Annotated in this window: 9 protein-coding genes; 7 read left to right on the top strand and 2 right to left on the bottom strand. The window is 72.1% G+C overall.

Annotated elements, in window-relative coordinates:
- The 3 genes from N4P33_RS25950 to N4P33_RS25940 all read left to right on the top strand — a co-directional run.
- Positions 1 to 795: hypothetical protein (locus N4P33_RS25950; protein WP_260829177.1), on the top strand; the 795-nt coding region annotated here is incomplete at its 5' end.
- A 311-nt stretch (positions 796 to 1,106) separates the two neighbouring features.
- Positions 1,107 to 2,015 (top strand): S1 family peptidase, encoded by a 909-nt coding sequence (locus N4P33_RS25945; RefSeq protein WP_260829175.1) that lies wholly within the window; start codon positions 1,107 to 1,109, stop codon positions 2,013 to 2,015.
- A 494-nt stretch (positions 2,016 to 2,509) separates the two neighbouring features.
- Positions 2,510 to 3,556, top strand: coding sequence for a S1 family peptidase (locus N4P33_RS25940; protein WP_260829179.1), 1,047 nt, complete (start codon positions 2,510 to 2,512; stop codon positions 3,554 to 3,556).
- Between the two features lie 84 nt (positions 3,557 to 3,640).
- Here the strand turns inward: N4P33_RS25940 and N4P33_RS25935 are convergent, their stop codons facing one another.
- On the bottom strand, positions 3,641 to 4,687 hold the full coding sequence (locus N4P33_RS25935) for a DUF3533 domain-containing protein (RefSeq protein WP_260829173.1): 1,047 nt from the start codon (positions 4,685 to 4,687) through the stop codon (positions 3,641 to 3,643).
- A 154-nt stretch (positions 4,688 to 4,841) separates the two neighbouring features.
- On the opposite strand from N4P33_RS25935, the gene N4P33_RS25930 reads away from it, so the two are divergent.
- Positions 4,842 to 8,393 carry a DNA polymerase III subunit alpha gene (locus N4P33_RS25930; RefSeq protein WP_260829172.1) on the top strand — a complete coding sequence of 1,184 codons (3,552 nt, stop codon included), beginning with the start codon at positions 4,842 to 4,844 and terminating at the stop codon, positions 8,391 to 8,393.
- Complete coding sequence (locus N4P33_RS25925) at positions 8,390 to 9,364, top strand: DNA polymerase thumb domain-containing protein (protein WP_260829170.1); 975 nt, start codon at positions 8,390 to 8,392, stop codon at positions 9,362 to 9,364. The genes N4P33_RS25930 and N4P33_RS25925 overlap by 4 nt, the downstream gene beginning before the upstream one ends.
- Positions 9,365 to 9,477: 113 nt before the next feature.
- Here N4P33_RS25925 and N4P33_RS25920 read toward each other — a convergent pair whose 3' ends face one another.
- Positions 9,478 to 9,852: a cupin domain-containing protein gene (locus tag N4P33_RS25920; RefSeq protein ID WP_260829168.1), complete on the bottom strand. Its 375-nt coding sequence runs from the start codon at positions 9,850 to 9,852 to the stop codon at positions 9,478 to 9,480.
- Positions 9,853 to 9,942: 90 nt separating this feature from the next.
- Between N4P33_RS25920 and N4P33_RS25915 the strand changes: the two genes are divergently transcribed.
- On the top strand, positions 9,943 to 10,389 hold the full coding sequence (locus N4P33_RS25915) for a MarR family winged helix-turn-helix transcriptional regulator (RefSeq protein ID WP_260829167.1): 447 nt from the start codon (positions 9,943 to 9,945) through the stop codon (positions 10,387 to 10,389).
- A 173-nt stretch (positions 10,390 to 10,562) separates the two neighbouring features.
- A complete protein-coding gene (locus N4P33_RS25910; protein WP_260829165.1) occupies positions 10,563 to 11,429 on the top strand; it encodes a triacylglycerol lipase in 867 nt (288 codons plus the stop codon).
- Positions 11,430 to 11,494 lie beyond the last annotated feature (65 nt).

Below are 11,494 nucleotides of genomic sequence, written 5' to 3'. Positions count from 1 at the left end.
CGGCAGGCCGGCCTGGAGACCCTCGCCGGGCCCGGCACCTCGATCCTCACGGTCACCGAACCCACCGAGACGGCCACCGCCGCCGCCTTCGCCCACACCGCGGTGCTCGCCGGGCGCCCGCACAACGCCGCGCCGCTCGCCGAGGCCGGGCGCCTCTTCGGGCGCCTCGCACATCTCCTGGACGCCGTGGAGGACAGGGAGGCTGACGCCGCGTCGGGTGCCTGGAACCCGCTCGCCGCGACCGGCACCCCGCTCACCGAGGCCCGCCGCCTCGCCGACGACGCCGTGCACGGCATCCGGCTGGCGCTGCGGGAGGTCGAGTTCGCGGACCGGGGGCTGGCGCATCTGCTGCTCGTGCACGAGGTGCGGCGCTCGGTGGACCGGGCGTTCGGCACGGTGCCGGTGTGTGCGTCGCACCAGCACGGGGGGCAGGATCGGTCGCCGCAGGATCCGTACGCCGGGGGGAACCCGTATGCGGGCGGTGGCGGGAATCCGTATGCCGGTGGGAATCCCTACGCCGGGGGCGGGGGAGCTCCCGGAGTACCCGGCGGCGGTGGCGGCGGTGGTGACTTCGGCGGGTTCGGCGGCGGATTCGGTGGCGGGGCCGCCCCCCAGCCGCCGCAGCGGCGTGGGTTCTGGGCCGGGTGCGGGATGTTCTGGCTGCTGTGCTGCACCTGCAAGCTGTGCTGCGCGAAGGAGTACGAGGGGCCGTGGTCGCGCAAGAAGCGCGAGGGCTGCTGCCGTGACTGCGATTGCGACGGCTGCGACTGCTGCTGCCCCTGCGACGGCTGCTAGCGTTCCCGGCGGGTATCCGGAACGGTGACTTCCGGACATCCGCGGGAAAGGGGTGCGGGGGCCCGACCTGCTCTGAACTCGGCCTGCTGAGCGGTGTCTTGTCGCATGTCAGGGACCAAGTCGCACAGATGGTTCAAAGGTTGACGTCCGAAAGGCACCCTTGCGCCGACCGGTCGGTCGGCCGAATACTCACGGACAGCGCTTGTCAGGGGCACGGCGTATTCGGAATCCGGACGCCGCGGTCCCCGGCTGCGCCTCACGGGCCCGAAACCCCACGAGGGCCCCCGACTTCCTTTGTGGAGGAACGAAAAGTGAGGATCAAGCGCACCACCCCTCGCAGCGGAATCTCGAGACGGACCCGGCTGATCGCCGTCTCCACCGGCCTCGTGGCCGCTGCCGCGATCGCGGTCCCCAGCGCGAACGCGTCCGACACTCCCAGCACCTTCAGCTCCGCCGAGCTCAAGAGTGTCAGCGGCTCCGTGCTGAAGGCCGACGTCCCGGGCACCGCCTGGGCCGTCGACAGCAAGACCGGCCGGGTGCTCGTCACCGTCGACAGCACGGTCTCGCAGGCCGAGATCGCCAAGATCAAGCAGCAGGCCGGCGAGAACGCCGACGCGCTGACGATCAAGCGCACCCCCGGCAAGTTCACCAAGCTCATCCAGGGCGGCGACGCCATCTACGCGAGCAGCTGGCGCTGCTCCCTCGGCTTCAACGTCCGTGCCAGCAACGGCACCCAGTACTTCCTGACCGCCGGTCACTGCACCGACGGGGCGGGCACCTGGTACTCCAACTCCGGCCGGACCACGGTGCTCGGCTCCACGGCGGGCTCCAGCTTCCCGGGCAACGACTACGGCATCGTCCGGTACACCAACTCCTCCGTCAGCAAGCCCGGCACGGCCAACGGCGTGGACATCACCCGCGCGGCCACTCCGAGCGTGGGCACCACCGTCATCCGTGACGGGTCCACCACGGGTACGCACAGCGGTCGGGTCACCGCGTTGAACGCGACCGTGAACTACGGCGGCGGCGACATCGTCTCGGGTCTCATCCAGACCACGGTCTGCGCCGAGCCCGGCGACTCCGGCGGCCCGCTCTACGGCAGCAACGGCACCGCGTACGGGCTGACCTCCGGCGGCAGCGGCAACTGCTCCTCCGGCGGCACGACCTTCTTCCAGCCGGTGACGGAGGCACTGAGCGCCTACGGCGTCAGCGTCTACTGAGGGTCTCCCTCAGCGGGGCCGCCCCACCGGTCCCACCTGTTTCACCGCAGCCGGCAGCACGGCGAGCCCCCGCACCCGACCCGGGTGCGGGGGCTCGCCCGTGCCAGGGCGCGCGACCGCGCCCCGCTCCGCACCGTCCGGATCCGGACCCCGGAGCGTCGATTTCCAGCCACTCGCCGACCTCATGAATCCCGCCACCGGTTACCCGCACGTAGCGTTTGCAGAGTGAACCGGCCGGTGGGGCCACGACGTGTCAGGACATAGGGGGCGTACGGTCGTTGTCGTGCACGCGTCCTGAAGTCGACCTTGTGTGCGGCCCGCGGGGTTCGGAAGAGTAGGCGCCGTTCAACCGGCACGGGCGTGGCTTTTTTCTTGCGCGCCGCCCCCGTGGCCGTACGCCTTCCGGTTCGCGAGGTCCCCACAACCTCCCGGGCCGTCCCCCCACAGGAGGACGTGAGTTGAAGCACCGACGCATACCCAAGCGGCGTGCCGCGATGGCCGGCGCGGGCGTGGTCGCCCTCGTCGCCGCCGGCGTCACCTTCCAGACTGCGAACGCCAGCGAGACCCCGGCCGGCTCCGGACCCCGGACCCTCTCGGTCGCGGCGGCCGGAAAGCTCGCCTCGACCCTCGCCGAGGACCTCGGCGCCGACGCGGCGGGCACCTACTACGACGCGAAGAGCAAGAGCCTCGTGGTGAACGTGCTCGACGAGGCCGCCGCCGAGACCGTCGAGTCGGCCGGCGCCGAGGCGAGAGTCGTGGCGAACTCCCTCGCCGAGCTGAAGAGCGCGCGCACCACCCTCAAGCAGGACGCCACCATCCCCGGCACCTCCTGGGTGACCGACCCGACCACCAACAAGGTCGTGGTCACCGCCGACCGTACGGTCTCCGAGGCCGAGTGGGCGAAGCTCACCGAGGTCGTCGAGGGGCTCGGCGCCAAGGCCGAACTCAAGCGCACCAAGGGCGAGTACAAGCCCTTCATCGCGGGCGGCGACGCCATCACCGGAGGCGGCGGGCGCTGCTCGCTCGGCTTCAACGTGGTCAAGGGCGGCGAGCCGCACTTCCTCACCGCGGGGCACTGCACCGAGGGCATCTCCACCTGGTCGGACTCGTCGGGCAACGTGATCGGTGAGAACGCCGCCTCCAGCTTCCCGGGCGACGACTACGGGCTGGTCAAATACACCGCCGACGTGGCCCACCCGAGCGAGGTGAACCTCTACAACGGCTCCACGCAGGCCATTTCCGGCGCGGCCGAGGCCACCGTCGGCATGCAGGTCACCCGCAGCGGCTCCACCACGCAGGTGCACTCCGGCACGGTCACCGGTCTGGACGCCACCGTGAACTACGGCAACGGCGACATCGTCAACGGCCTGATCCAGACCGACGTCTGCGCTGAGCCCGGTGACAGCGGCGGCTCGCTCTTCTCGGGCGACAAGGCGGTCGGCCTCACCTCCGGCGGCAGCGGCGACTGCTCCTCCGGCGGGGAGACCTTCTTCCAGCCGGTGACGGAGGCCCTGTCGGCGACCGGCACGCAGATCGGCTGAGCACGCAGAACGGCCCAGCAGCACGCGCGTCCGTGAAGTCCCGCCCCCGCGTGTGGGGGGCGGGACTTCACGCATGCCAGGCGCTCAGGCGGCCACCGGCCGGTGCTCCTTCGTCCGCAGGGTCGCCGTCAGCAGCGTCAGCGCGATGCCCGCCAGCGCCCACGCGGAGAGCACCAGCAGCGAGACGGTCACGTCGTTGCCCTTGAAGTACGCGATCGAGCGGGCCGCCCAGGTCCCCGCGCCCGGCGGCAGGGCCGGACCGATCGCCGCCCAGAACGGCGGCAGCAGCGGCGGAGGCAGCGCCCCGCCCGCGCTCGGGTTGCCCAGGACCACCACCAGCAGGATGGCGAGCCCGATGCCGACGATCCCGAAGACGCCCTGGAGGGCGAGGGTGGCCGCGCCGACCGCGAAGGTGAGCAGCGCGCCCAGCCCCCACAGGGCCGCCACACTCCCCGGCAGGGCGCCCAGAATCGGCCCGACGATCACGGCACCGCCGAGCCCGCCGACGAGCGCGACCACGGCCATGGTGCCCAGCCGGATCACCGCCCGCCGGGGCGTGGCCGCCCGGGCGCCCGCGCTGATGGCGAGGATCGACGCGCACAGATAGCCGCCCACGCACCAGCCCACCACCAGGTAGAAGGACGACAGCCCGCTGGCGTCCCGGCCGGCGGCGGGCACGACGTCGACGACCCGCAGCGAGCGCCGCTCGGACTTCTCCAGGGTGGTGACCAGCCGCTCCAGCGAGGTGGCGAGCACCGTGCCGCCGCCGGTGGCGACCAGCAGGGTGTCGGTGGTGCCCGCGGGGTCGAGGATCAGCGCGCCGTCGAGCTCCCGGTCCAGGATCTGCTGCCGGGCCGCCGACGCGTCGGGCACCGTGCGCGGGTCCAGGGGCGAGCCGGGCAGCCGCTCCAGCCGGGTCACCGCCTGCTGGGCCGCGGCCGGGGGCGCGACGACGCCGAAGGACGCGTCGCGCAGCTTCGGGTCGTGCAGGGCTCCGACGTAGGAGGTGATGAACAGCAGCTGGAGCACGATCACCCCGACCACGAGCAGCGTGGCGCGCGGGGTGACGGCGTCCTTCACCTCGCCGAGGAACGAGCTCTGGGGGGTGTCGGCGCCGGTGCTCTGCGTCATGCCCCCACGGTGCGAGGGGCCGGGTGTTTGCGCAGGTGGGACGGGGCCGAACGGATGTCGCACACGCATTCGAAAATTGGTCTATGGTGGGGGTGAGGTAGTTGGGAACAGTTGTTCGAGAGCCGGTCGCGGCTCACGAGTGCGGGAGGTGCGTGTGCCGGGTTTCACGCATCTGCACACCGTCTCCGGGTTCTCCCTGCGCTACGGCGCCTCCCACCCGGAACGGCTGGCCGAGCGCGCCTGTGACCAGGGCATGGACGCCCTCGCCCTCACCGACCGCGACACCCTCGCCGGGACCGTCCGCTTCGCCAAGGCCTGCGCGAAGGCGGGCGTCCGCCCGCTGTTCGGAGCGGAGCTCGCGGTGTCGGCCCCCGCCGCCTCGGGGGGAGACGAGTCCGTACGGCGGGAGCGGCGCCGTACCCCGGTGCGCGGGGGTGCCTTCATCGATGAGTCGACACCCCGCGTCACCTTCCTCGCCCGGTCCGGCGCCCGCGGCTGGGCCGACCTGTGCCGGCTGGTCTCCGCCGCCCACACCGCCGACGGGCTCCCCCTGCTCGCCTGGGAGGACAACCACGCCGACGGCCTGACCGTGCTGCTGGGCCCCGACTCCGACGTCGGCCGCGCGCTCGCCGCCGGCCGCCCCGACCGCGCCGCCCGGCTGCTCGTCCCCTGGCGGGAGGTCTACGGCGACGCGCTGCGTCTGGAGACCGTCTGGCACGGCCGCAAGGGCACAGGACCCGGCTCCCTGCGCCTGGCCGCCCGCACCCTCGGCTTCGCCGCCGAACAGCGCGTCCGCCCCGTCCTCAGCAACGCCGTCCGCTACGCCGACCCCGGCCTCGGCCCGGTCGCCGACGTCCTGGACGCCGCCCGCCGCCTGGTCCCCGTCGACCCGGCCAAAGGGCTCGACTCGGGCGAGGCCTGGCTCAAGGACGCGGGCGCCATGGCCGAGATCGCCGAGCGGATCGTGGAGGCCGCGGGCTTCCGGAGCGAGGCGGCCCACCGGCTCCTCGAACAGACCGAGGCCACGGCCGCCGAGTGCCTGGTCGACCCCGAGGACGACCTCGGCATGGGCAGCGTCCACTTCCCCGAGCCGCATCTCGTCGGCGCCGGCCGCCGCACCGCCCAGCGGGCACTGGCCTCCCGGGCGACGGCGGGTATGGTGCTGCGCGGCTACACCGGCCGCCGTGAGTACTGGGAGCGGATGCACCACGAGCTGGACATCATCGCCCACCACGGCTTCGCCTCCTACTTCCTGACAGTGGCTCAGGTCGTCGACGATGTACGGAACATGGGCATCCGGGTGGCCGCGCGGGGCTCCGGCGCGGGCTCCCTCGTCAACCATCTGCTCGGCATCGCGCACGCCGATCCGATCGAGCACGGGCTGCTGATGGAGCGCTTCCTGTCCAAGGAGCGGGTCGTGCTGCCCGACATCGACATCGACGTGGAGTCCGCGCGCCGGCTCGAGGTCTACCGCGCGATCATCGACCGGTTCGGCACCGAGCGGGTCGCCACGGTCGCCATGCCGGAGACGTACCGCGTACGCCATGCCATCCGCGACGTCGGCGCCGCGCTGTCCATGGACCCGGCCGAGATCGACCGCGTCGCCAAGTCCTTCCCGCACATCCGCGCCCGCGACGCCCGCGCGGCGCTCCAGGAACTGCCCGAACTGCGGGAACTGGCGGGGGAGAAGGAGAAGTACGGCAGGCTGTGGGAGCTGGTCGAGGCCCTCGACGCGCTCCCGCGCGGGATCGCCATGCACCCCTGCGGAGTGCTGCTGTCCGACGCCTCCCTGCTCACCCGTACGCCGGTCATGCCGACCAGCGGCGAGGGCTTCCCCATGGCCCAGTTCGACAAGGACGACGTGGAGGACCTCGGGCTGCTCAAGCTCGATGTGCTGGGCGTGCGGATGCAGTCGGCGATGGCGCACGCGGTCGCCGAGGTGGAGCGGGCGACGGGGGAGCGGATCGACCTGGACGCGGTGCCGGAGGGCGACCCGGCGACGTACGCGCTGATCCGGTCCACCGAGACGCTCGGCTGCTTCCAGATCGAGTCGCCGGGCCAGCGGGACCTGGTGGGGCGGCTGCAGCCGTCCACCTTCCACGATCTCGTGGTCGACATCTCCCTGTTCCGGCCGGGACCGGTCGCCGCCGACATGGTGCGGCCGTTCATCGAGGCACGGCACGGGCGGGCGCCGGTGCGCTATCCGCACGAGGATCTGGCGGAGCCGCTGGAGGGGACGTACGGGGTCGTCGTCTTCCACGAGCAGATCATCGACATCGTCTCGATCATGACCGGCTGCGGTCGCGGCGAGGCGGACCGGGTGCGGCGCGGGCTGTCCGACCCGGAGTCGCAGGGGCGGATCAAGGTGTGGTTCGCGCAGCACGCGGCGGCCCGGGGCTACGACGCGGAAACGATTCAGCGCACCTGGGAGATCGTCGCGGCCTTCGGTTCGTACGGCTTCTGCAAGGCACACGCCGTCGCCTTCGCCGTACCGACGTACCAGTCGGCGTGGCTGAAGGCCCATCACCCGGCCGCCTTCTACGCCGGGCTGCTCACCCACGACCCGGGGATGTACCCGAAGCGGCTGCTGCTGGCGGACGCGCGGCGGCGCGGGGTGCCGATCCTGCCGCTGGACGTGAACAAGTCGGGGGTCGCACACAGGATCGAACTGGTGTCTGAATCCCCTTCCGGAAGCGGAACCTGGGGACTGCGCCTGGCGCTCTCCGACGTGCACGGCATCAGCGAGGCCGAGGCCGCGCGGATCGCCGAGGGACAGCCGTACGCCTCCCTCCTCGACTTCTGGGAACGGGCCCGCCCCAGCAGGCCGATCGCCCAGCGGCTGGCCCAGGTCGGCGCGCTGGACGCGTTCGGCGCCAACCGGCGCGACCTGCAACTGCACCTGACCGAACTGCACCGGGGCGCCCGCGGGGGACGCGGGGACCAGCTCCCGCTGTCCGGCGGGCGGAAGACCGCCCCGGCCGGGCTGCCCGACCTCACCTCGGCGGAGAAACTCAGCGCCGAACTCGGTGTGCTGTCCATGGACGCCTCGCGCAATCTGATGGACGACCACCGGGAGTTCCTGGCCGAGCTGGGCGTGGTCTCCGCGCGGCGGCTGCGCGAGGCCCGGCACGGGGAGACAGTGCTGGTCGCGGGCGCCAAGGCGGCCACCCAGACCCCGCCCATCCGCTCCGGGAAGCGGGTCATCTTCTCCACCCTGGACGACGGCACGGGCCTGGTCGACCTCGCCTTCTTCGACGACTCCCACGACGCCTGCGCCCACACCGTCTTCCACTCCTGGCTGCTGCTGGTGCGCGGGGTGGTGCAGCGCCGGGGGCCGCGCAGCCTCAGCGTGGTCGGCTCGGCGGCGTGGAACCTCGCCGAGCTGCTGGAGGTGCGGCAGGAGGAAGGGCTGGAGGGGGTCGCGGCGCGGCTGGCGGAGCCGGGTGGCGCGGGTGCCGGTGCCGGGGGTGCCGATGGTGACGGCGAGGGCGACGGGGACGGGGACGGTGCGGCCCGCAGGCGGCTCGCCGGGTCGGACGGGCGGCCCGCGCCGGCCGGTTCCGCGGCCCGGGACCCGATGGAGGACCGGAGGATCCGCATGCCCACGGGGTACGAGATGCACCCCTGGGCCGATCTGCGCCCCGCGGGCGAAGGGTCCGCGGTGGGAAGGAAGTTGTGGCACCAGAGTCCGGGGAGTGCGGGATGACCATTCTCTGCGTACGTTTCCAGCTGCCGCCGATGTACGAGGCGGCCCTGCCGGGGCTGCTCGGGCTGCTGGAGGAGTTCACCCCCGTCGTCCAGGCCCTGCCGCCGGACGGGGCGCTGGCCGATCTGCGCGGCGCCGAGCGGTACTTCGGGCGCAGCGCGGTCGAACTGGCCTCGGTGATCCGGGTCCGCGCCCTCGCGCTGCACGGCGTCGACTGTGTGATCGGGGCCGGGCCGGGGCCGATGCTGGCCAGGATGGCGCTGCGGGACGCCCGGCCCGGGGTGACCGGTGTGGTGCCGGAAGACCCGGACGCGGTGGCGGGGTACCTCGCCGGCAAGCCCGTGGCCGCCTTGCCCGGCGTCGGCACCAGGACCGCCCGCACGCTGTGCGAGTACGGGCTCGACACCCTCGGCCGGGTCGCCGGGGCGCCGCTGTCCACGCTGCAGCGGCTGGTGGGTGCGAGGACGGGCCGTGAGCTGCGGGAGAAGGCGCAGGGTGTCGACCGCGGGCGGGTCGTCCCGAACGCCGTCTCGCGGTCGCTGGCCACGGAACGGCCCTTCGACCGGGATGAGTTGAGTCCTGAGCGGCACCGGCGCGCGCTGCTCTCGGCCGCGGAGGAGCTGGGGGCACGGTTGCGTGCCGTGGACAAGGTGTGCCGGGCTCTTACGTTGACCGTGCGCTATGCCGATCGTTCGGCGACGACCCGGACGCGGACGCTTCAGGAGCCGACGGCGCATTCCGCTGCGCTGACTCGGGCGGCGTACGGCATGTACGAGGCGCTCGGGTTGCAGCGGGCCCGGGTGCGGGCGATCGCCCTGCGGGTGGAGGGGCTGGATCCTGCGGAACAGGCCTCTCATCAGCTCACCTTTGATCCGGTGGATGAGAAGGTTCGTCGGCTGGAGGAGGTCGCGGATCGGGTGCGGGCGAAGTTCGGGCCGCGGGCGGTGATGCCGGGGTCGTTGGTCGCGTGAAGCTCTGGGGGCTACTGGAGAGTGCCGTGATGTGTCGTCGGTCGGCTGCGGCGCCGTCGTGGCTGGTCGCGCAGTTCCCCGCGCCCCTGTGGGGCGCGTTTCGGCCGGCCTTCTCAGTTCGCCCACGGTGGTGTGATGCGGGTTCCGTCGGCCAGTTTCGCCTCCAGGCCGACCGATGTGGTGACCCAAGTCGTCGCCGGGTGGTCGGTGGGGTTGGTGACGGCGAAGGTCGAGCCGGTGTTGATGATCACCGTGTCGCCTGCGGAGATGTGTTCGGTGTGGTTGTCGAGGGTGATCCGTAGTTCGCCGTCGAGGAGGTGGAGGATCTCCTCCCTGCTCACGGTGTGCGCGGGGGCCTCGGTGCCGGCGGGGATCTCGGTCCGCCAGGCGCACAGTTCCCGAGAGCCGGTGCGGGGGCTGGCGTACGAGATGAAACGGGCGCCGTGGAGGTCGTGCGGGACGGCTTCGGGTGCGCGGACGATGGGCATGGCGGGACTCCTGGGCTCGCAATTGGTCAAGCTGCTTGACTATATGGTCAAGTGGCTTGACCTTCCTGTCAAGGGTGTTTCAATGCCCTCGTGCAGAACTCCGAGGCCATGGCCCTGTCCGCCGCTCTGCTCGCCGCCGCGGGTGAGCTCGTCCAGCGCATCCATGAGGGTGTGGTCGCCCGGGGGTTCGAGGGGGTGCGGCCCGTGCACGGGTTCGCCTTCGCGCGGCTCGCGCCGGACGGGGCGACGGTCACCGAGCTCGCGGTGCATCTGGGGGTGACCAAGCAGGCCGGCAGTCAGCTGGTCGACGAGATGGTGCGCAAGGGGTATGCCGAGCGGCGGCCGCATCCGGCGGATGCGCGGGCCCGGCTGATCGTGCTGACCGAGCGGGGGTGGGCCTGTACGCGGGCCGCGGAGGAGTCGGCCGCGGAGGCCGTGCGGGGCTGGAGCGAGGTGCTGGAGGAGGGGGATCTGCGGGTGCTGTGGGAGCGGTTGGCGCGGATCGCGCCCAACGGGCCCGTCCGGCCTGGTTGGTGATGTGCTGTCCGGTGCGGATGGCGTGTTGGTTATCACTGGAAGTTTTTACTGACGCGTAACTTCCCAGCGTGGCTACCCGCCCGTAACTTGACGAGTGAACAGCATCCTCGTGATCCGGATCACAGGGCGTAAGGACCCCACCCTTTCCCCTTGAATCGCAAGGAGATCACGCGATGCTGCCCTGGAAACGCGCGCTCAGACCCCTCGCCGCCCTGCTCCTCGCCGTCGCCGCCGTCACCGTCCCCACCGCCGCCCACGCCGCCGACACCGCCACCGCGCCCAGCCGCGGCTGGAACGACTTCTCCTGCAAGCCCTCCGCCGCCCATCCCCGCCCCGTCGTCCTGGTGCACGGCACCTTCGGCAACTCGATCGACAACTGGCTCGGCCTCGCGCCCTACCTCAAGAACCGCGGCTACTGCGTCTTCTCCCTCGACTACGGGCAGCTCCCCGGCGTCCCCTTCTTCCACGGCCTCGGCCCCATCGAGAAGTCCGCGGAACAGCTCGACGCGTTCATCGACAAGGTGCTCGCCGCCACCGGTGCCGACGAGGCCGATGTCGTCGGCCACTCCCAGGGCGGCATGATGCCCCGCTACTACCTCAAGTTCCTCGGCGGCGCGGACGAGGTGAACGCCCTCGTCGGTATCGCGCCCAACAACCACGGCACCACCCTGCTCGGCCTCGCCAAGCTGCTGCCGTACTTCCCCGGCGCCGAGGACCTGCTGAGCACCGCCACCCCCGCCCTCGCCCAGCAGGTCGTCGGCTCCGACCTGCTCACCAAGCTCAACGCCGGCGGCGACACCGTGCCCGGCGTCCGCTACACCGTCCTCGTCACCCAGTACGACGAGGTGCTCACCCCGTACCGCAACCAGTTCCTGAACGGCCCGAACGTGCGCAACGTCCTGCTCCAGGACCTGTGTCCGCTCGATCTGTCCGAGCACGTGGCCATCGGGCTGCTCGATCGCATCGCCTTCCACGAGGTCGTCAACGCCCTCGACCCGGCCCGCGCGAAACCGACCACCTGTGCCTCGGTGCTCGACTGACACGTGTAGGTGAACCGCACACGCAAGGGGGCCTGCCCGGCCTGAGCCGCCGGACAGGCCCCCTT

Origin of the sequence: Streptomyces sp. 15-116A, assembly GCF_025290915.1 — a bacterium.
Taxonomy (GTDB): Bacteria; Actinomycetota; Actinomycetes; order Streptomycetales; family Streptomycetaceae; genus Streptomyces.
The sequence above is the reverse complement of the archived record's forward strand: the minus strand, read 5'-3'. Positions and strand labels throughout refer to the sequence as shown.